8 protein-coding genes, 1 pseudogene and 1 riboswitch are annotated in these 21,758 nt (G+C 62.0%); of the genes and pseudogenes, 2 read left to right on the top strand and 7 right to left on the bottom strand.

All coding sequences use genetic code 11. The annotated features are described in order from the left end of the window. Nucleotides 1-79: 79 nt before the first annotated feature. Nucleotides 80-724 (top strand): annotated as a pseudogene (locus tag AC1D1J_RS16600) (ATP-binding protein); the annotation flags it as partial. A 43-nt stretch (nt 725-767) separates the two neighbouring features. Here AC1D1J_RS16600 and AC1D1J_RS16595 read toward each other — a convergent pair. From AC1D1J_RS16595 to metH, 6 genes are all read right to left on the bottom strand, one after another. After that, entirely contained in the window at nt 768-4,910 is a 4,143-nt protein-coding gene (locus AC1D1J_RS16595; protein WP_477695271.1) for an OmpA family protein, read from the bottom strand. Beyond that, nucleotides 4,907-12,610: a beta strand repeat-containing protein gene (locus AC1D1J_RS16590; protein WP_477695270.1), complete on the bottom strand. Its 7,704-nt coding sequence runs from the start codon at nt 12,608-12,610 to the stop codon at nt 4,907-4,909. Before AC1D1J_RS16590 ends, AC1D1J_RS16595 begins: the two co-directional genes overlap by 4 nt. Nucleotides 12,611-13,241: 631 nt before the next feature. After that, nucleotides 13,242-14,567, bottom strand: coding sequence for an HdeD family acid-resistance protein (locus AC1D1J_RS16585; protein WP_477687717.1), 1,326 nt, complete (start codon nt 14,565-14,567; stop codon nt 13,242-13,244). A gap of 67 nt (nt 14,568-14,634) precedes the next feature. Next, a complete protein-coding gene (locus tag AC1D1J_RS16580; RefSeq protein WP_477695269.1) occupies nt 14,635-15,846 on the bottom strand; it encodes a M23 family metallopeptidase in 1,212 nt (403 codons plus the stop codon). 172 nt (nt 15,847-16,018) lie between these two features. Further along, entirely contained in the window at nt 16,019-16,819 is an 801-nt protein-coding gene (locus AC1D1J_RS16575) for a glycine zipper 2TM domain-containing protein (RefSeq protein ID WP_477687715.1), read from the bottom strand. Between the two features lie 211 nt (nt 16,820-17,030). Beyond that, nucleotides 17,031-19,850, bottom strand: a complete 2,820-nt coding sequence (gene metH, locus AC1D1J_RS16570) for a methionine synthase (RefSeq protein WP_477695268.1) — start codon at nt 19,848-19,850, stop codon at nt 17,031-17,033. 15 nt (nt 19,851-19,865) lie between these two features. Then, nucleotides 19,866-19,962: riboswitch (S-adenosyl-L-homocysteine riboswitch) on the bottom strand. A 93-nt stretch (nt 19,963-20,055) separates the two neighbouring features. On the opposite strand from metH, the gene AC1D1J_RS16565 reads away from it, so the two are divergent. Beyond that, nucleotides 20,056-20,664: a Crp/Fnr family transcriptional regulator gene (locus tag AC1D1J_RS16565; protein WP_477670305.1), complete on the top strand. Its 609-nt coding sequence runs from the start codon at nt 20,056-20,058 to the stop codon at nt 20,662-20,664. A 52-nt stretch (nt 20,665-20,716) separates the two neighbouring features. Here AC1D1J_RS16565 and AC1D1J_RS16560 read toward each other — a convergent pair whose 3' ends face one another. Continuing rightward, nucleotides 20,717-21,700 carry a Bug family tripartite tricarboxylate transporter substrate binding protein gene (locus tag AC1D1J_RS16560; RefSeq protein WP_477687713.1) on the bottom strand — a complete coding sequence of 328 codons (984 nt, stop codon included), beginning with the start codon at nt 21,698-21,700 and terminating at the stop codon, nt 20,717-20,719. Nucleotides 21,701-21,758 lie beyond the last annotated feature (58 nt).

Below are 21,758 nucleotides of genomic sequence, written 5' to 3'. Positions count from 1 at the left end.
CGGTCCGAACCGTGGAACCGGATCACCAAAGTTAGAGCCTAACTTTGGTGATTAGTTAGCCTAACTTCGGTGATGCCCACCTGGTGAAATTTCCCTGGCGCATCGCGGCATCCTGTTTCTGGATGAACTCCCGGAGTTTCCGCGGGCAGCCCTGGAAGCACTGCGTGAACCGCTGGAGTCCGGCACCATCACCATTTCGCGAGCCGCCCAGCGCGCCGAGTTTCCGGCGCGCTTTCAACTGGTCGCAGCGATGAACCCTTGCCCCTGCGGTTACCTCGGCTCGAGCTTGCGGGCTTGCCGTTGTTCGCCCGAACAGGTGTCGCGTTACCAGGGCAAGCTCAGTGGCCCGCTGCTGGACCGCATCGACCTGCATGTTGAGGTGGGTGCGCTCGCAGCCGATGAACTGGTCAACGCGCCGCCGGGCGAGGCCACCGCCATTATCAGGGTCCGGGTTGCCACGGCACGTGATCGCGCTATTGCCCGGCAGGGCACCACCAACCAGGCACTGGAAGGCCAGGCCATTGATGCACAGTGCCAGCTCGATGACGCGGCCGCGAAATTCCTGAACACCGCAGCAGCGCGGTTAGGGTGGTCAGGCCGCAGCATCCATCGCTGCCTGAAAGTGGCCAGGACAATTGCCGACCTCGCAAGCGCGCAGGCCGTCCAGGTCGTCCACGTCGCGGAAGCCGTGCAGTACCGCCGGGCGCTCAAGGCAGCCCATTGACCGCCGCCGCACAACTGCTCGAAGGCCTGTTAATTTCAAACGCTCAATAGGTGGCAAGCACATTCAGGAACCAGCCCCGGCTGCGATAAGACAGGTCGGTCAGGTCATCGGAATACTTGGTGAAGTTGTATCCCACCCCAACCTTCACCCCCTTGCCAAGGTGGCGATAGACACCGAGGAGCATGCCGGCTTTTGCATCCTGCGCCTCCGTGGCGCGCAGGTTGCGCCATTCAATCAGGGCGTCCCATTCTTTAACCAAATGAAGATCCGCCCGGAAGATCAGAAGATCAGCACGGCTGGAGAACCACTCCCCGCCGGCAACCGGCATTTTCAGCTCGCCGATGCGGAACGCGTATTTGGCGCCGACGGAAAGCCACGGCTTCACGTCGTAAATCGTGTCGACGGAAAACACCTGGCTGCGCTGCGCGTAGTCGGCCGCCTGGCCCGAAGGGGTCAGCTGGCCCGCGGTCGGTACGTTGTGCAGGTTGGTGTACTTGAACAGGGTGTTCCAGCGGTCGTTGTCAACCGGCCGGTAGGCGCTGCCCAGCACAAACTCATGGTAGTTGCCGTCGACAAAGGCCCCTTGGCTGTTGCTTGAGCGCGAGACATTGAGCTTGCCCAGCACGCGCCAGGCAGGATCCACCTGCAGGCCCACCGTGTTGCGCATCAACCAGGTGGTACGTTCACCGGAAACATTGCTCCGGTCGTTGCGCCACTCAAGATTACCGCCGTATTTCAGGCTGTCCTTTTTGTAGCCGACAGAGCCACCGAGCGCACGGCGCCTGAGATCACCGGCCAATGGGTCGGACACGGTTCCGAACTCGACCTTGGCGCCCCAGTTCCAGCGGTCATTGGGCGACCAGTCCATGCCAAAGGCTTGCGTCAAGCTTTGCGGGCCGGCCCCATTGACTGCACGTGCCTCGCCGAACACCCGCAGTTGATCCGATACGCGGGTGCTTGCACCAGAGACCAGCGTCCCTTGGCGGCCGCGCCACGCGACATCCGGGCTTTCTGTTTCCATCGTGTACGCCAGATAGGCATTGCTCCGGTCGGAGATGCGGTAGTCGGCGCCCAGCTTGCCGCCGGCGCCCATGCTGCCGCCGGACGCTTCGCCACTGAGCTTCACGCGTTCGCTGACTTGCAATGCGCCACCCAGGCCGACGCGGTTGTTGGGGTCGCGCGTATCGTCACGCTCCAGCGTGCCCTGAACGTAACCATAAGCTTCCCAGCTTTCTTTTTCGCCGGGTTTTCCACCCGCACGATCAGGCCGGTAATCCGCCCTCACCTGCGCATCCGTGCGCGATCCGGTCTGGGACAGCAAGGGGCTGGCATTTGGCGTGACATTGGAACGATCGTCCGCACGGACCCCGACAGCGACTTCCCATTCGCTGTTCAGCGTCTGCCGCACCGCAAGCTCGGCGTTCTGGCTATTCTGCAGATCGCCGTCGCGCTTGTCTGCCTTGACCAGCACGCGCGTGCCCGGAGCAAGCTCCACATCGGCGGCGGCACCGGCCTGCCGGACCGCCTCGCCGCCTATGCCAATCTGCCCCGGGGCCGAATAACCGCGGTCACGGTTCTGGACATAAGAGGTGATCTTCCCCTTCATGCTGTCGGTGACTTCGGCGAGATCCACCGAGCCTTCCAGACGTTCTGCGCCGGCCGACTGGATGCCGCCGTTGTTCAGCGTGTTAAATCCAAAGCCGCCATCAAGAGAGGTTTGGGCGCCATTGCCCGGCCCCTTTGAACGTGCCGCCTCAAACTTCAGCCAGGTGCCAGGCTTGTAGCGCAGCGTCCCGTCGATTCCCTTGAGCGTCTGGCTGGATCCTGTTTCGCCCTGGTGGTAGCTGCTGGCGCCCAGCTGCACATGGTCGTTCAGCCATTGGCTCGCGCGAATGCCGGTCGACAGGTTGTTAATGGCCGTGACGCCGGGCGCAAACTCGTATGTCGTCACGAGGTAGACCGGCTGGCCGCCTACCGCAGACGCCATGATCAGGCCGGCGCCGGCGCCGGTCGCGGACAGAGGCGACTGCAACAGGATACGGCCTTGAAGGTAGTTGATCTCGTAGTCCTGCGTAGGTGCGAGTTCGCGGCGCTCGATCACCATGCCGGAGTCCTTGTCGCGGACCTCGATCCAGACGCGCTCCGAGCCCTGTGTGATGTCGAGGTGGCGCAGGTAGTACAGCGAGCCTCCCGTGCCGCGAAATTCCTCGCGCGAAGCCAGCGTTCCCGGATCGGCGGCAAAAGCATCAATCTGGGTCTGTTTTTCGCCATAGGTCGTGGCATCTTCAGAGCGGTAGCGCACCTGCGCGCCATAGAGGCCCCGCGAGTACTGCATCAGCTCCGTTCCGCTCCACGAGGTCTGGAAGTTACCCCACATCACGTGCGAATCGCCTTTTTGAAGCTTGACAAAAAACTTGCCTTGCGTCGGCGCATCGTCCACCGTCGTGCTGTCATCGCCGTAGACGGGGTAGTAGAGGTTGGGGTCAATGCTGCGCAGAAGGTATTTGGGATCCTTGCTGGAGAAGTTGGAAAACAGGTCTTCGATAGGGCCTTCGCGGGTATCGGCCGAAGCCGTCAGCAGCCATTCGCCCTTGATTTTCCCCTTGAGGTAAAAGGCGGCACGGCCATCAACATACACCTTGTCTTCGTAGTGGTTCAGGTCTCCGGTCACCAGTTTCGCGGGCCCGGAGACATTGTTTTTCCCGACCGTCAAATCCCCCAGAGCCAGGTAAAACCAGTCATCCGCGGCGATGTTGAGGTTGCGGCGGAACGTGCTTGCGCGTCCGTCTGATTCTTTCAGCGTCACCTCTACAGACTGCGGGCCCGCCGGCATGATTTGCTTCATGGCGAACTTGCCCTGCGCATCGATCGGCAGTTCCAGCCCCAGCGCTTCGATGCGCTGGCCCGGCTTGAGATTGGTGCCGTTGACCGTGACCGTGCCCCCGGTAACCGGAATATTGCGCAAAGCCAGGCTGTTTTCGCCATAGCCTGTCAACCGCTCGCGCTCGAGCTTCTCCGCATCTTCATTGACCGGCATGGCGCGCGCCAGAAGGTTCAGGGATTTCAGACTGGTCTCGTCGAAACGCCCCTGGGCGTCATAAACACGCAGGAGGTAGAACACCTGGTCGCCGGCCGTGTTGTTGGCCGGAACCGTCCAGTTGAGCGCGCCTGACCATGTGATGGGCACAACCTCAAAAGGTTGCTCCTGTGTCTTCTGCCCTGCACGGAAAAGCCGCAGTTCGGCTTTTTTGATCCAGGGAATGTAGTTCGACCAGGCCCGAAACTCCACCATCTCGCCCTTGACGACGGCATTGGGTGTAACCCAGGCATTCATCACCGGCGCAATGGCCAGGCTGTCGTAACGCACCTGGATGTCAGCCTTCTCGAGCGCGACGTCAGCGCACCGCTGACCATCTGCCTCATTGGGAATCTCGGATGCATTGATGGGCTCGCCATCAATCGTGATGCGAAACGGCACCGTGGACTGCCCGACAGACTGCGGTGTGCAAGGCTTGGCGACCGCCAGCGGAACAGGCGCGGCGGCCGGCGCGGCGGCTTCGAACCATACGCGTAGCTCGACACGGCGATTGCGGGCCATTCCTTCGGGTGTCGCGTTCGATGCCAACGGTTTGTTCTCACCTGCACCCTCGATCGAATAGGTGACGGCGGGATTGTTCAGCTGCTGCTTCAGATAGGCCGCAACCGCCAGGGCGCGCGCCTCGGAAAGCCCCTGGTTGTCCCTGAAGATTCGCTTGGTTTCCGGCGACAGCCTCTGGTTGTCCGTGTGCCCCACAACAGCAATGCGCATGCCTGGAGACGACGCGCCTTTGGCGCGTATCTCTGCAGCCAGCGCTTCGATGGACGCTTTGGCGGCAGGCAGCAACTCGGCCTTGCCCGATACAAAAAGGCTCAGGCCACTGGCTTCTTCCAGCGCCTTGTTGACGGAGGCGACGCTCTGCGGCACCTGCGCGGCGCGGCTGCGCATGCCTGCCGCCTCTTCCCGCGTAACGCCCGAAGGCAACGGGTAGTTGATGGCCGGTTGTACCTCCGCAGGCGGCGGCACTGAGAACATGTCGATACGGCCATTGTCAATTCGCTTGCCACTGACTTCGGTGGCGGCCCATACAGAAGACCCTGCACAAAGGACGCTGACGGCTACTGCAATGGTGTGTGTACGGAAATTCATTTCGCCGACTCCAGCTCGGTTTCAATCATCAAGGGATGGAGGGGTTCACTGTCTGTTTCCGCGCGCTCCTTCTTTCGCCTTTCCTTCCACAAGGCCTGTATCCGGTCGCTGATCGTCGACACGCGTTTTTCCGCAAGCCCTGCCGCCTCGGCGCCTCGGCGATAGGCAATGCGCAGGATGGATGGACGTGCCGCCAGTTGCGAAGGCAGCTTTTCCAGCGTCGCGAGGTACGCAGGCTGCAACTCCGTGCCGTCGTTCAGGAATGCAGCGCCGGAGAGTTCCAGCCGGACCACGCGATGGACCGTCGCGCCGAAATTGAGTTTCACCATCTTGCCGCGTGTCACCCGGACATCACGCGGGTTTTCGGTTGTCAACCGATAACCCGAAGGCAGGGTTCTTTCGTCCACCTTCATCACGAAGTTGGAACCGCGGTCAGCGTTCGGGATTGCCGCGCAAGCCACGTGGAAGCGTCCATCATGGTCGCTGGTGACCAGCAACCCGCGCGCAGTTGCAATGCGGACATTCGCGATGCCCGGCTCCCCCTCGTCCTGGTAGCCATTGGCGTTCTTGTCGTCAAAGACCTTCCCGATGATGTCGGAGCAATCGAAGGTGGGATCTGGGACCACACGTACCGTCGCTGTGGCGGTGTTGGACACCTGGGCGTTGACCAGCGCATTGCGGGCTGCGACCTGATTCACGTAAGTGCCTTCCGACACACCGCTGCCGACCACCAGCAGCATGCGCAGTGTTTTGCGCTCACCTGCGGTAAACGTCTGGCCGGCCCAGGTGAGGTTGCGTCCGCTCACCGTGGGCTCAAGTGCCACGCCGTTGAGTGATGCCGAGCCGGTGCGATACCTGAAGCCCGCCGGAATCACATCCACGATATTGATGTTGCCGAGCACCGCATTCAGCGTGTTGGTCGCCGTGATGTTGTACGGCACCAGGTCGCCGCGAACCACATTGACCAGCGGCGTGCTCTTTGTCATCACAATCGCGCCGCCCAACACCGGGTCCAGCGGGATATGGTTGTTCAACACGTTAGCCGAACCTGGTACTGCGGCAAAGGTGAACGTGTAGAAGTACTGGGTCGTGGCCGCACCGCCCGCAAGGGCCAGGGTGTTGCTGGGGCAAGCTGCGGGGTTGTGCAACGGCACGCCCGCTGTGGGTGCGAAGTTGCTGTTCTGCACCAATGCCGGGTCTGGGCTCGGAGGCGCCAGGCCCACGCCCAGGGTCGCGGTACAGGCTGGAATAATCGCCGACGGACCGGGCAGGTAGCCCGGTGGCGACGTCACCGTCAGCGTGTACAAGGTCGCGCCTGCCGGAGCGCCACCCAGCAACAGGAACTGGTAAGAACCATCGGCGCCTGTCGTCTGCGTCAGACTGCCGCCAATCACGTCGGCTGCGGTGAGGCCTGGGGCCGAGAGTGTGACGATGGCGTTGGGTACAGGCTGACGGCTGACCGCGTCATAAATCACCCCGCTCGGATCCAGCGGCAGGCTCTGGGCCAGGGTCGTGGTGCCAGCGGTTAGCGTGAGGCCTCTTAACGTTCCGTCGGTATTGTTCGCACCGGCCGGGTTGGAGGTCGAATTTACCTGTCCATTCGTATAGGGCAATCCGGTCTCATTGGGCACTGGGCGTCCATAGATGCGCCCGCTTGTGGGCTCCCGAAAGCGGATCTGGTAACCCGAGCCCGGCGCTACGCTGGGAAAGCTGTAAGCGCCGTTTGCATCGGAGGTTGTGGTGCCCACCACCACGCCGCCGAGTGTCAGCTCAACGATCCAGCCCGGGACCAATGGTTCACCTGGGTCCTTGATGCGGTCATGGTTGAGGTCGCGCCACACGCTGCCCTGTACCGCCGCCACATCGGAGATCGCCGTGGGGTCGGTTGCTGTGTTGTTGCCGGAAAAGCCGCTGGGCTCATTGCCGCCGGAAACCACCGCCGTGTTCACCAGGACCTGCCCGGACAAACCGGCAGCCACCGCAACACGCACCGTGATGACAGGCGCCGTCGCGCCGGAGGCGATCACGCTGTTAGTGTTGCAGGTGACGATGGTTGCGGTGTTGGAGCAGGACCACGTTGCGCCGCCATTGACGGCAGCCACCGTCATGCCCACAGGCAGGGTGTCGACCACCGTCACGGTGGCGGACGTCGCCGCTGCACCGACGTTGGACACGGCGATGGTATAGAAGCCTGTGCTGGACCCTTGGGCGAAGCTGACCGGCGCGTGCGTTTTGGCGATCGCCAGGTCAGGCGCATTGCCCGGGATTTCAGCGAAATTGTTGTCAGCCGACACGGCATTCGCGCTGGCGAGTGGAATCGTCGAGATCGAGGACACCGGGTTGGCTGGCAAGGTCGCCGTTCCGCCGGTACTGCCCGCGATAGTCTGGCCATTGGTCGTACCGGTGGCCTGGGGCAGGGGCTGCGTCACGGTATACGTCCCCTGCGCCAGCCCCGTAAAGCTATAGGTACCGTCGGCCAGCGTGACTGTTGACCTGGAGACAGCTAGCCCATTGATGTCGGTGCCCGTCAGATTGATCGTCTGTCCGCCGATGCCGTGATCGCTTCCATTCATCAGGCCGCTGTTGTCATAGTCCAGGAAGACCTTGCCGGAAATCGTGCCGCCATTGGACACCTCGGCGAAGTTGTTGCCGCTCGAAACCGTATTGGGCGGCAGCACGATGCTGCTGATCCGGCTCGGTGTGACGGCCGGTGTGGTCGCCGTTCCGGGTGTTCCGCCATTCGGAACAGCACCCGCGGTGGTAATGCCGTTGGAGGTGCCGGCGGGTTGTGCGGGCTCCACCACGGTGTAAGTTCCAGGCAAAAGATTGCCGAACGAATAGTTGCCCGTCGCGTCGGTGACCGTGGTCGCGATCAGTGCATTGCCTGCGTCCCTGAGCTCGATGGTGACGCCTGCGAGCGGATCGTCTGCGCCGTCCTGCGCGCCGTTGTTGTTCAGGTCCTTGAATACCTTGCCCGAAATGGTCGAAGGAACGACCTCGGCAAAGTTGTTGTTGGCGGAGCCCGAAGTTTCGGCGGCTCCGCCGTCACCATTGAGAACCACGTTGGTGATCTGGCTGGTGGTAGCCGTGGGGTTGGATGCCGCACCGGCTGAACCCGTGCTGCCATTGATGCCACTGATGGGGCCGGCGGTCGTGATGCCATTGGTGGTTCCCGCGGGCTGCGCCGGCTGGCAAACGGAGTAGCTGCCGGCAGCCAGTGAGGAGAACAGGTAGTTGCCGAGCGCATCGGTGGTTCCTGTCGTCAGCAGCGCGCCGCTGCAGTTTGCGCCGCTGCGCAGTTCAATACCGACCCCAGCGATCCCCGTGTCGGTGCCGTTCTGAAAGGTGCCGTTGGGCGTGACGTTGTTGTCTCTGAAAACCTTGCCAGAGATGTAGCCAAGGGTGCTGATCGTCAGCGTCGCATTGGCAGGCGCCTGGTTGTTGCCCAGATTGGTCTGCAGGGCACCAGCCGGAATATTGTTGGTGTGCACCCCCGCCGTCAGCCCTGTGACATTGACATCAATCGTGCAACCGCCCGCAGGGATGGTACCGCCGCTGTTCAGCCTCACACTGGTGGCGTTGGCTGCGGCCACTACCGTTCCGCCGCAAGTCGTTGTCATGTTGGGGGTTGCCGTCAGACGGATCTGGCCGGGAGCCGTCGGCAGGATGTCGTCAAAATCCGCGCTCAAGGTCATTGCTGCGGCATTCGTGTTGCCGATGACGATGCTCAGGCGCGATACGCCGCTCGGTGGGATCACCGCAGGGGCGAACTGCTTGCCGACGGTTGGCGGGGTGGAGGTAATCAGCTGTGCGCTGGTGGGCTCCTGGTTGGTGACGCCCTCGGTGGTTGTAATGCTCCCGGTCGGGATGGTGTTGGTGTACACGCCCGAAATGTTGCTCAGAACATTCACCGTGACGGTGCAGAACCCATTGGCTGCGAGTGCGGCCCCGGTCAGGCGAACGCTGGTGGCGGACGCTGCTGCAACAACAGTGCCGCCTGCACAGGTCGTGGCCGCAGCCGGCGTAGGCGCGACGACAAGTCCGGCGGGCAATGCGTCCGTCACGGTCATGCCGTTGAGCTGTGTGTTGTTGGGATTGTCGAAACGAATCGTCATCACCGATACCGCGCCAGGCGCCTTGGTGTCGGACCCGGTCGTGAACCCAACAGGACTGCCCGCGTCCAGGGTACGGGCGCTGAAGGCCTTATGCACCACGATCGGTGACCGTGCACGCAACGTGTCGCTCGTAGGCTGGGTGTTCGCCAGGGCGTTACCGCCAGCGGTGGCGGTCAGCGCGTTGGCTGGAATGGTGTTGACATAGTCGCCTTGCGCCGCCACAAAGACGTCGATTTCCACCTGGCAGGTTGCTGGCACATTTCCGGCCGCGGCGACGATGATGCCGCCCGAAAGCTGCACCGTGTTGGCCGTCGAAGAGACCGTCGCACCCTGACATGTCGTCGTCGGATTCGCGCCACTGGGAACAGTCACGCCGGCCGGCAAGGTGTCGGTGACCGCCAGGTCGCTGACAGGCTGTGAAAGCGGGTTATAGAAAGTGATGCGCAAGCGGGACCGGGTACCCGGCGCCACCACGTTAGGCGTGAACTGCTTGACGATGCCAATGTTCGTGCTGATCGCCAGGCTGGTCGTTGCCGGGTTGGCATTGGTCAGGTTCTGGTCGGTGATGATGGCGCCGGGCGGAATGGTGTTCGTGTTGCCACCGGTCACGGCAGACGTCACGTTGACCGATACCTGGCAGGTCGCATTTGCAGCCAGGTTTGCCCCTGACAGACGGACCGATCGCGCGCCCGCCGCAGCGGTCACAACCCCGCCCGGGCACGTCGTTGCGGTTGCCGGGGTAGGTGTCACCACCCACCCATTGTTGGTACCGCCTGCAACACCGCCGACCGTGAAGTAGTCGGTGATATCCAGATTGGTAACCGCCTGGGACCCGTTGGATATGTTGATCGTCAGCCGGCTCACCTGGCCGGGGAAGGCCAGGGAACTGATGGAAGTCGTTTTGCTGATGGCCAGGCCGGTGGGGGCATTGAAAAGCAGCGTGCCGACAACGGCGGTGACATTACGCACGCCGCCGTCCGCGAGGATGCCGTTGGGAGGGATGCTGTTGACCCAGTTCGCGGCACCTGTTGCCACCACATCAAACAGGAAAGCGCAATTCCCGCCGCCCGCCACATTGGCACCGGTCAACGTTGCGCTGCCTGCTCCTGCAACAGCCGTGATGGACGTGCTTCCCGCGCAGGTCGTCTGCGCATTGGGCGGGGTGGCCAGCACCATGCCCGCCGGGAGCGGATCGGTCACACTGACGTTTGTCAGCGCGAGCGCGCTCGAATTCAGGAGCTGAACCGTGACCGTTGATTTGCCGCCGGAGGACACGCCGGATGGATTGAAGCTCTTGTTCGCGGTCAGCGCGGAGGTGTAAGTCAGCTGGGGGGTATTGGTTGATACCGTACCCAGTGTGTGTGTCGTGCCGTTCCCGTAGGTTTCGGTGCCGTCGACCGTCGCGGTGTTGTTATAGACGCCGGCCGGCCCTACGACATCCACCTGCAAGGTACAGCTGCCGTCCGCACCCATGCCGTTGTTGGCGCGAGCCGGAACGGTGCCGCCAGTGATGCCGATCGAAGTGGAGCCGGCAACCGCCGTGATGGCAGGGGCGCCGCAGGTGCTTGCCGCGTTGGCCGGACTGGCGATGCGAAGCTGCCCCCCACCGCTGGTTGCCAATTGCAGAGTATCCGAAACCGCAACGTTGGTCAGTGGGTTCGCCGACTTGTTCGTCAGCGTGATGGTCATGCGGACAATGGTTCCCTCGGCAAACGTGCTGGCGCCGGGAGAGGACTGGGCAAACGCCTTCGTTGCTGCGAGCACGGGCGGGTTGGTGCCTACGCTGGTGGAATTGGAAGCACCCCCGTTGCAAGTGGCGCCGCCGTTGTAACAGACGCCGCCAGCAGCGATGACGTTGTTCGAGGTGGCCACCGCAACAGTGGACGCCATTGCCCACATGGTGATGGTGCAGGCACCCGGTACGCTGACACTGGTGCGAGCCGGGACGGTGTCGATGGTAAAGACCGGCGCATTGCTGCCCAGTGGGCTCGCAGAGTTGACGTTGCCGCAGCCCGCGCTGACAGTCGGCGTGTAGTTGAAGCCGTTGATCGTGCCGGTGAGGAATGTCTGGCCGTTGGTGAAGTTGTCCGTCACCGATACGGTGTTGATCGCGCCAGCGCCGAAGTTTTGCACGGTGATCTGGTACTGGATCGGGTTGCCCGGCGCCACGGGTGTCGTGGGTTGTACCGATTTGAGAACACGGAGGTCGTCGGCAACCAGGATGGTGGCCGATACCGCCTGGCTCTTGATGGCGGGGTCGCCCACATCCACGGCGCCTTGGGGAATGCTGTTGGTGTAAGTCACCGGCACGCCGTTCGCCTGAACAGCCGCGGTGAAATTCACTGTCACCGTGCAGCTGCCATTGGCGGGAATGGTCCCGCCGGTCAGCCTGACGCCTTTGTTGCTGTTGATCGCGGCAGCGGCGCCACCCGCACAGCTGGTCACCGCCGATGTGACGTTCAACCCTTTTGTCGGGTCGACGCCACCAATCCCGTCGATCGGCGTGTCATCAAAGGTGGTGACAGTCAGTGGCGTATTGCCGCTATTGCTCAAGGTGAGGGTGAGAAATCCCGAGGCACCGCTTGAAAGGGAGGTGCTGGGCGTAAAGCCCTTGGACATACCGAGCGGAGACCGGACCGTCACGCTGGCCTGCGCATTGGCCTGGGCGGGCAGCCCAAGCACATTGGTGAAGTCGGTGCTCCGGTTGATGATGTTGTTCTGGGCACCGGTCGAGAACTGGCCGTTGGTCTGGTTCGCCTCCACATTCACAACGAAGGTGCAACTCCCGTTTGCCGGCAGATCTCCGGTGCCGGTCACACTGGTTGCGCCCGCTGCCGGTGCGGGATTGAAGGCCGGTACCGGACCGCTGGTGCACGTTGCATTCGCGCCGGGCGCTGCCGCGACCTTCATGAGGGCGCTGCCACCGAGCTGGGGAAAGTTATCGGTGATGCTGAACCCGGAAATTGCCACCGGGTTCGGGTTGACCAGCGTGATGGTCAGAGGTGTCGAAGCGCCTCCCAGTACCAGCGTCGAGCTGGTGAATGCCTTTGAAATTTGCGGCTGCTGCAATGCCCTGACCACGAAGGTCTGGGAGACATCTCCTACATTGCTGCCGCCGCTGCTGGTCACCGCACCGTTGAGGATTTGATACGCGTAGGAGGTTGCGTTACCCGTCGAGGTGCCGACCGTGACCGGAATGTCGATGACGCACTGGCCGTCAATCCCGCCGACGGCAGCGGGTATGGTGCCGCCAGCCAGGGCAAGTGCCTGCGTTCCGGGGGTGGCGGTAAAGGCGCCGCCGCAACCATTTGTGGCCGCAGACGCAACGCTGAGGCCATTCGGCAGAAGGCCCGGCAAGCTGTTGCTGAAGTCCACGTTGGTGATGGGCACCGGATCGCTGTTGGACAGGGTAATTCGCAAGGTTGCCGTCTCGCCGGGATACATCCCCTGTGCCGGAATGATCGCGGTCACCGAAGCCGTCAAGGCTTGGGCCGCAACGGGCATCAATCCGATCGCCAATCCGAGAGCCGAAGCACGAAGCAAGGAGCCGGCAACGGCTTTCGCCAGAAATTTCGAGGACAACATAGGCAGTTCGACTCTTTGAATGCTTGGGAACCGTGCCGGCAAGCAGTCCGCAGGAGCACCCGAGTCAACGCTGGCAGAGGACGCACAGGGTTCACTCGGCATGTCTCATGTCAGACAACATACTGGTAACAAACAGTGCGAAGATTAACTATGTTGCAGTTTTTCTAGTACTAAATTTACTACTTTGTTAGTTTGAAGGGACAAAATTGGAACTTTTTAACAACCCTATTAGCTGTATATGTTTCCTTATGTAATTTTTCGTTGTGCCGATGCAAACCAAGTGGACATTTTTGGCAGCAGGCGGAAATACCCGAAGAAATCGCTGTTGAGCCAGGCATGACTGCGTCTTTTGTGAACGGAATCCCTCACAACGGACAGAGGGGCGGCATCTACGGCCCATGCAGCTCCCGCAAGCGGGAATGGCCAATCACACCCGTGCGACACGCGCCGTACATGCACCGGCTGTCGAACGCAGACAGGTTGCCTGCGGCAGGGCTGCGCCTTTGAGGTTCGTCAGCCCTGATGCTTTTTTCCTTTTGGATGGGGGCCGCCAGACCCTGGAACGGCCACTAAATCCGGACTTCTGGAGTCCGACCTTCACACAGCGCAGGTCAACCTTCTCGCTGAGCTTTCAAGGGATTTTTTTTGCGCGCTGACGTTGGGGCCGGCGCGTCTTCCACCAGCGCGCAAGGTGCACCCTCAAGTCCTGATGCGGGTGGGTGATGCGCCGGATCGCGCCGGCATAATCCAGCGCCAACCCGGGTGTCCATGCGATCGATTCGGCACGCACCCGAACGCTTCCGGCCAGCCACATGTCGGGGTGAAAGGCCAGGCGCAGCAGGGTTCGCCAGAAAGGTTTGTCGGCAAATACACCTTCCATCGCGGCGTCGATAGCCTCGGTCACGACCACCGAGCAGTTGCGATGCGTCAGGTTATAGGTGTCGTCCTGACGGTACGCTTCCCAGAACGACTGCAGGTGGCTGCGGTTAAACAGGCGAAAGCGGATGCGAAAGGTTGAAGGGCGCGTCGCACCGGCTTCCTGCTCATAAGAAGGAAGCCACATCCCCGGATGGTCGTTGCTTTGTGTGGCGCGCACCTGGTCGACAAGATTGCGCTGCGTGATGGTCAGGCGCACACGTGGATGGTGGCTGATATACAGCTGAGGCCCGCACTCCAGCGCAACATGGCCGGTAGTCACGCTGCCTTTGCGGGAGAGGGCCGCGATGTACCGGTCTACCAGCGGAAGCCGGATGCGCTCTTCGCTTTGATCCACGGCGGTCCAGATGTGAACCACCATCTGTTCGCCGAGCGTGCTGGCACCCGAGGGCGAGACGGACGGCGGTGTACTGGTGCCCATCTCCCTTTTTCTTTTATAGAGCTCAATGGCTGCAAGCCGCGATCCCGGCGGCAAGCGTTGCAGGCGCCAGGCGCCGCGCATCACAACGTAGCCGCCCGCCATCAGTGCAAGGCCGGTGCAAAAAGACACGTTCATCGCGGAAGGCAGGGGCCAGTCGGTCACCAGCAATATCGCCATGACCAGATAACCCCAACCGATGATGTTGGAGATGCGCCAGTTCGGATACCGGATCAAAAGACTTGACGCAATGCGGACCAGTCCATTGAAGGTAAATGCGGCGGCGAAAAGAACGCCTGCAGCAATCGAATTGTCCCAGGGGAAATCCAGCAGCAGACAGGCAAACACCACCATGGCCGCGCCGCGCAACATTTCAAAGCGCCGCCGCGCACGCGTGTGTGTGGTGCCTATCACCAGTTCCGCCAGGCCTTGCAACAGCAACACGGCGCCGAACACCCAGCCCGCCATGTCGGTCACACCGTCAACCAGGTCTATCAGCACCACGACACCCAGCAACACCGCGAGCAGGCCCGCCACCAGAAAGATCTTCCAGCGCTTCACGAGCGCATCGCCGCCAAAAAGGGTTAGTGCAAGTCTGAACATGTTGGTACGGTGGCCGCCGGGGCAGTGCCACGCGTCAGGGGAGCGCGTAGCTCGCAGCGACCAAGCTTCACTTCAAAGAGGGGAAATCAACCACGTAGCCATTCATGGGCAGGGTGGCGCGCTGAATGGCCTGCTGCTGCGGCAACGCCGTCCACACCACTTTGCCCTGATCGGTCACGTCCGTAGCAACACCCCTGGCCGTAAACGCGTCGATCACGTAGGGCATCCCTTGCGATGACAAGGGGCCGATGCCGTCCGACACATGGAAATGCAGGTGCGGTGCCGTGGTGTTGCCGGAGTTGCCCAGCAGCGCCAGCACCTGGCCGCGCTTGACGCGGTCGCCGACACTCACCTTCAGCGAGCCCGGCTGCAGATGTGCATAAAACGCGTAGTAGCCACGTCCCAGGTCCAGGATCACATGGTTGCCCGTCACGTTTTGCATCGTCGTGTCGGGCGGCAAGGCGTTGGGCACCCGCTCAGGCAGCCCGTCGAGCACGGAAACCACTTTGGCATCCGCCACGGCAATCGCTTTTTGCCCATAGGTCGGCCAGTTTTCGTTCTTGTTGCTGTCGCCGTTGCTTTGCTGAGAGTTCGCGTCAATCTTGATCCAGTCGATTGCAAACCGCTGGCTGACGTAGAGAACGCCGTTCACCGGGATGCCGGCACGCCGGTGCGGGGCCTCCCTGCAGCAGCCGTTGAATGCAACCCAGCCGGTCCCCTCAAGCGGCGGGCCGATCAGCGGAGCCGGCCGGGTGCTGACGGAAACATTGCCACCGGTCTGCGTGGTCTGAACGCTGCTCTCACCGGCAGTTTTGACGGCTGCCGTGAGTTTGATTTCGGGCCCGGCGGTGACCACGCGGTGCGACAGGACTTTCGGAATGGCCTGGCCGGCCTCCAGCACCACGTCAATCCAGAATAAACCGGCCTGTGCTGCGCCGATGCTGTCACCACCCGCGCCGTCCAGCAACGAAAAAGTGCCGGCAACATCCGCCCCGGCGACGGTGGTCAGCACCTTGCCGGAAGCAGCATCCAATACCTCCAGCGATACCAGCTTGACCGGCACGGCCCGCGCATTGGTAACCTGCAGCTCGTAGTCGATGTGCACACGCCCATCAGCGCCGCGAAAAGGCACGGGGCGCGAGGCGGCGCTCAGCAGTACGGGCGTGTTCTGGTCGTGCGCACCGGCAAATTCCAGATTGTTCAATCCGGGTTTGGGTCCTGCCGCAAAGGCGTGCAGACTTCCGGCAAGTACCAGCACTGCCACGAAAAAACGACGCATGCGATCCTCCTTGTGATGGCGGGGCCATCATAGCGCCAAGCATCGCACCGTCGAAGCATAAAAGGGAACGGGCCGCGCGGAAGGATCCCTTCGCGCGGCATAGGGTAAGCCTCACCAAAGCCCACACCAGCAGGCGCGCTGAAGCCTGCGCGCCTTCCGGTCTTTGACTAGATCAGCGGTTGCTGTAGTCGGGAGACTGCTGCTGCGTGACCACAGGGGCCGGCGGCGGCTTGGGACCGTAACTGGCGCCATCCTGGGTCCGCAAGGTCGACCCTTCCACTGTCACGCGGCTGCCAACGCTGGGAGCGCGGGCTACTTCTACCATGCGTTGCGAACCGTCTTCCATGCGCACGCCGACCTGGTAAACCGTTTCCTTGCGAACATGCCCTTCAATGGCGTTGCCGGCGAAACCGCCACCCACCGCGCCCAGGATGGTGGCTGCCGTACGCCCACCGCCATGGCCGACCTGGTTACCCAGCACGGCGCCCAGCACGCCACCCGCCACAGCACCTACGCCAGGACCGGCCGGCTTGGTGGAGCGCTCAACCGGCGTCACCGATTCCACCGCACCGCACACATGGCACACAGGCGCCGGCGCCACGGCGACCGGTGCAGGGTAAGGGGCCGGCGCGGGTGAAATGCCCGCGTAACTCGGGGCGGGTGCCGGTTTTGGTGTCGGCTTGACCACCTTTTTGGCCGGCACGGGGGCGGGCTTGGCGGGTGCGGCAACCGGCTTTTCAGCCATGTCGTCCGCCGCATTGCTGGCCGCAGCCATGGGCGGCGCCACCTGAGGCACGGCTTGCGGTACTGCGAGTGCCACCGGGGTCGCTGTAACCGGGTTGCGCATCTGGTAAATCATGGTGCCGCCCATGGCCAGGACGGCCACTCCCAGTATGCCGACAGCGGCCCACAAGGGCTTGCTGGCTGACGAAGCCTGCTGGCCCGGCTGGAGTGTTTCGGTGGATGTGTTCATGGCAATTCCCTCTGTGAAATCAATCGGTCCCCGCAACGGGGTTCCATCTGTCGTTGTTCAACGTTTCCCATGCCGCAAAGGTAAACACGCTTTGGCAGGCGGCTGTGTATTTATGTAAACGCAGGTTATTTTCCGGCAAAGTCACCGTAAACGCGAATTGCAACGGTGGCCCTGAACCGTTCACGGCCTGCGCCCGGCCATAAACCGGCTTTCAGAGATTGGGCGCCAGCAGGCGCTGCAACGCTTCGGCCTTGAGGCCGCGCCGCTTGGCCAAGTCCTGCAGCTGGTCGTCGCCGATCTTGCCCACATTGAAATAGGTGCTCTCAGGGTTGCTCAGGTAAAAGCCGCTGACGCTGGCGGCCGGCGTCATGGCCAGGCTTTCAGTCAGGGCCATGCCGATTTCTTCGGCTTTGAGCAACTCGAACATCTCTTTCTTGACGCTGTGGTCCGGACAAGCCGGGTAGCCGGGTGCGGGACGTATGCCCTGGTATTTTTCGGCGATCAGCGCCCCGCTGTCCAGGGACTCGGCGGGCGCATAGCCCCACAAATCCTTGCGCACTCTTTGGTGCAGGCATTCGGCAAACGCCTCGGCCAGTCGGTCGGCCAGCGCCTTGAGCATGATGGATGAGTAGTCGTCATGGTCGTCGAGGAAGTACTTTTCCTTTTTCTCGGCACCTATGCCTGCCGTGACGGCAAAAAGACCGATGTAGTCCGGAATTTCTGAGGTATTTTGGCCCGCAGCGCCCGAATATCCGGCGCGAGCAGCTATCAATTCAGTAGCAGGTACCTTGGGTGCAACAAAGTCAGCCAGGCAACGGCTGGGGCGCATCACACCGTCAATCGCGGTTTTCTCGGTCTGCTGGCGCAGGCCGTACCAAGTCATGGCCACTTCGCTGCGCGACTCGTCGGTGTAGATCTCGATGTCGTCGCCCACGCTGTTGGCGGGGTACAGCGCCATCACGCCGTTGGCGGTGAGCCAGCGGCCTTCGATCAGGCGCTTGAGCATGCGCTGCGCATCGGCGTACACGCGCACAGCCTCGGTGCCTACCACCTCGTCTTTCAAAATGGCCGGAAACGCACCCGCCAGATCCCAGGTCTGGAAGAAAGGTCCCCAGTCGATGTACTGGGCCAGCTCCGACAGGTCGAAGTTCTTGAACACGCGACGGCCAATGAACTTGGGCACGGGCGGTGTGTAGTTGGCCCAGTCCATCGACGTGGCATTGGCGCGTGCTTTGGCCAGCGGCCACATCGGCACCTGCTTTTTGTTGGCGTGCTGGGTGCGCACCTTGTCGTAGTCGGTGTAGAGCTCTTCGATGTATTTAGCAGCCTGGTCGGAGAGCAGGCTTTGCGCCACGCTCACGCTTCGGGACGCATCAGGCACATACACCACCGGGCCTTCGTAATGCGGGGAGATCTTGACGGCCGTGTGCACGCGGCTGGTGGTGGCGCCGCCAATAAGCAGCGGGATCTTTTTGATGCGGAAATGGTCGTCCTTCTGCATCTCGGCCGCCACATATTGCATTTCTTCCAGGCTGGGCGTGATGAGGCCCGACAGGCCGACGATGTCGGCGCCCTCGACCTTGGCGCGCGCGAGGATCTCATGGCAGGGCACCATCACGCCCATGTTGACGACCTCGAAGTTGTTGCACTGCAAGACCACCGTCACGATGTTCTTGCCAATGTCGTGCACATCACCCTTGACCGTGGCGATGATGATCTTGCCTTTGGTCTTGACGTCACCGCCGGCGGCTTCGAGCAGCAGCTTTTCGGCTTCGATGTAGGGCAGCAAATGCGCCACGGCCTGCTTCATCACACGGGCGCTTTTGACGACCTGGGGTAAAAACATCTTGCCCTGACCGAACAGGTCACCGACGATGTTCATGCCGTCCATCAACGGTCCTTCAATCACATGCAGCGGCCGGCCGCCCTCTGCAAGGATCTCCTGGTAGACCTCTTCGGTGTCGGTCACGATGTGCTCGTTCATGCCGTGGACCAGCGCGTGCGACAGGCGCTGGCGCACCGGCAGGGCACGCCACTCGTTTTTCTTGCTGTCGTCCTTGGCGCCGCTTTTGGCGGTTTCCGCCACTTCGATCAGGCGTTCACTGGGAGTGAGTTCGGGCTCGCCTGGCTTATAGACCGGTGTGCGGTTGAGCACCACGTCTTCGACGCGCTCGCGCAGCACCGGATCGAGGTCGTCATACACGCCGACCATGCCGGCGTTAACGATGCCCATGTCCATGCCGGCCTGGATCGCGTGGTACAGGAACACGGTGTGGATGGCTTCACGCACCGGGTCGTTGCCGCGAAAGCTGAAGGACACGTTGGACACGCCGCCAGAAACCTTGGCGCCCGGGAGGTTCTGCTTGATCCAACGCGTGGCGTTGATGAAATCGACCGCGTAGTTGTTGTGCTCTTCGATGCCGGTGGCGATCGCAAAAATGTTCGGATCGAAGATGATGTCTTCGGGCGGAAAGTCCAGCTCATCGACCAGCACGCGGTAGGCGCGCTCGCAGATTTCGACTTTGCGCTCATAGGTGTCGGCCTGGCCTTTTTCATCAAAAGCCATCACCACCGCCGCCGCGCCATAGCGCTTGAGCAGTTTGGCCTGCTGCCTGAAGGGCTCCAGGCCCTCTTTCATCGAGATCGAGTTGACGATGCCCTTGCCCTGGATGCAGCGCAGGCCGGCTTCGATGACGCTCCACTTGGAGCTGTCGATCATGATGGGCACGCGGGCGATGTCGGGCTCGCTGGCGATCAGGTTCAGGAAGCGCACCATGGCGGCCTGGCTGTCCAGCATGGCCTCGTCCATGTTGATATCGATGATCTGGGCGCCGTTTTCGACCTGCTGACGGGCCACGGCCAGCGCCTGCTCGTATTCACCGTTGAGGATCATGCGGGCGAAGGCCTTGGAGCCGGTGACGTTGGTGCGCTCGCCAATATTGACAAACAGCGTGCCCGCACCGATGGCGACCGGCTCCAGGCCGGACAGCTTCATGGGGGGAACATTGGGTAAAGATTCAGTTTCAGACACGGACTCACCTTGAGGCAAAGGTGAGCGTCGTTGCCGCAGGGGCCGCCGGAAGCCGCCGCCTGTAACCCAAGCCTGACGAACGCTTGTGTTCGCTGCAACGCTCCTTGGGTTACCATCATTTTAAGGGCTGAACGCCGCCCGCGCCATATCCTTGCGCCAATGGCAAGAGATACCAACAAAAGTCCAGGGGATAGCCGGAGCCACCATGTTTGAAAACCTGTTCGGCAGAAAACAGAAGGGAACGCCCGATGCGCCCGAGTCCATGCGTCCCAAAGACCGCATGCGGGCCATTGAGGGCTCCAGCACGGCCGAGCTTGCCGCCAGGCTGCTGATTGCACCAACCGCCCTGATGCAGCTCACGCCCGAAGAGGCTTTCACTGTCGTCAGCTACATGACGCCGCGCAGGATTTCCGAGGGAACGACCTTCATCCGCGAAGGCGACAAGAGCGATACCGGTTATATGGTGCTGCTGCTCGAAGGCGAAGTCACCGTCGAAAGCATTGTGGTCAGCCGCCGCACGCCGGTCACCATCACGGTGCTGGGCCCCGGCAGCCTGATCGGCGAAATGGGCCTGGTCGACGGCCAGGCGCGGCTGGCATCATGCACTGCCAGCAGCGACGTGAGCTGCGCCGTGCTGTCGCGCGCAGCGCTTGAAAAAATGGGGGAAGAGCAACCGGTGACTGCGGCCAAACTGATGTTTGCCGTTTCGCTGCGCATCGCCGAACGGCTGCGCGACACCAGCGAAAAACTCAAGATGTACAGCCAGCTGGTACAAGCCATGCAGCAGGAAATCGACCGGCTGATGCCGGGCTGATTTCCGTCTGGCAGAAAAGCGGGGATGGCGGCAGGCTGGCCGCCCTTTCGATTTAGTCGAGCTTGATTTTGGCGACCTTGATCAGGCGTCCATAGTCGGCGTGCTCTTTCATCACCATGTAGGCAAAGTCGGCAGAGCTCATGGGGCTGGGGGTAGCGCTCATGCGTGCAAACTTTTCCGCGGTATCGGGCGTGTTGAGCGCGTCGGCGAATGCCCGCTGAAGCTGGTCTGCCGTGGCTTTGGGAAGGTTGGCCGGGCCAAAGATGCCGAACCAGGTGCTGATGTGAAAGCCGGGCAACACGTCATTGATGGTCGGAATTTCCGTGAAGCTGCTGGAGCGGTTGATGGTGGTCACGCCAAAAGCGACCAGCTTGCCCGACTTGATGTTGGCGCTGGCAGAGGCCAGGTTGTCGAACATCAGGTCGGTCTGGCCGGACAGCAGGCCAGCCTGCGCCTGGGCCGAGCCGCTGGAAGGCAGGTGCACCACGCTGATCTTGGCCAGGCTTTTAAACAGCTCGCCCGCGAGGTGGCCGGCGCTTCCATTGCCGCCGGAGGCATAGTTCAGCCGGCCGGGATTCTTGCGTGCGTAGGCAATCAGGTCCTTGGTGTCCTTGATTTTCAGCCGCCTGGCCGTTTCGGCATTCATGACCAGCACGTTCGGCACCCGCGCCACCAACGTGATGGGCGTGAAGTCCTTCAATGCGTCGTAGGGCATGTTCGGGTAGAGCCATGGGTTGATGGCATGGGTGGCCACCGCCCCCATCACCAGCGTATGGCCGTCTGCAGGCGCCTTGGCGACGAGGGCCGCACCCACGTTTCCGCCGGACCCCGGCCGGTTGTCAACCGTGACTTCGGTTTTGAGCAGGGGACGCAGCTTCTCGGCCAGGATGCGCGCAGCGTTGTCCAGCGGGCCGCCGGCTGGATAGGGCACGACGATCGTCACCGGTTTTTGGGGCGACAGTTGCGCATGGCCTGCGAAAGCCGTCATCGCCAATATGAATGCCGCTGCGGCCTTGATGAATAAACCCACCTTCATGATTTCCTTGGTTGTGTTGTGTTGCGTTGTTTTGCCGAACCATCAACGCTGCAAGGCG

It is taken from the genome of Polaromonas sp. P1_F8 (genome assembly GCF_056405635.1).
Note: the sequence above shows the minus strand (reverse complement) of the source record. Positions and strands in the feature narration are given on the sequence as shown.

What these genes read in the sequence shown, in the direction of transcription:
- AC1D1J_RS16595 (WP_477695271.1), bottom strand. Translation starts at nt 4,910, where the DNA reads ATGAATTTCCGTACACACACCATTGCAGTAGCCGTCAGCGTCCTTTGT.
- AC1D1J_RS16590 (WP_477695270.1), bottom strand. Translation starts at nt 12,610, where the DNA reads ATGTTGTCCTCGAAATTTCTGGCGAAAGCCGTTGCCGGCTCCTTGCTT.
- AC1D1J_RS16585 (WP_477687717.1), bottom strand. Translation starts at nt 14,567, where the DNA reads ATGTTCAGACTTGCACTAACCCTTTTTGGCGGCGATGCGCTCGTGAAG.
- AC1D1J_RS16580 (WP_477695269.1), bottom strand. Translation starts at nt 15,846, where the DNA reads ATGCGTCGTTTTTTCGTGGCAGTGCTGGTACTTGCCGGAAGTCTGCAC.
- AC1D1J_RS16575 (WP_477687715.1), bottom strand. Translation starts at nt 16,819, where the DNA reads ATGAACACATCCACCGAAACACTCCAGCCGGGCCAGCAGGCTTCGTCA.
- AC1D1J_RS16565 (WP_477670305.1), top strand. Translation starts at nt 20,056, where the DNA reads ATGTTTGAAAACCTGTTCGGCAGAAAACAGAAGGGAACGCCCGATGCG.
- AC1D1J_RS16560 (WP_477687713.1), bottom strand. Translation starts at nt 21,700, where the DNA reads ATGAAGGTGGGTTTATTCATCAAGGCCGCAGCGGCATTCATATTGGCG.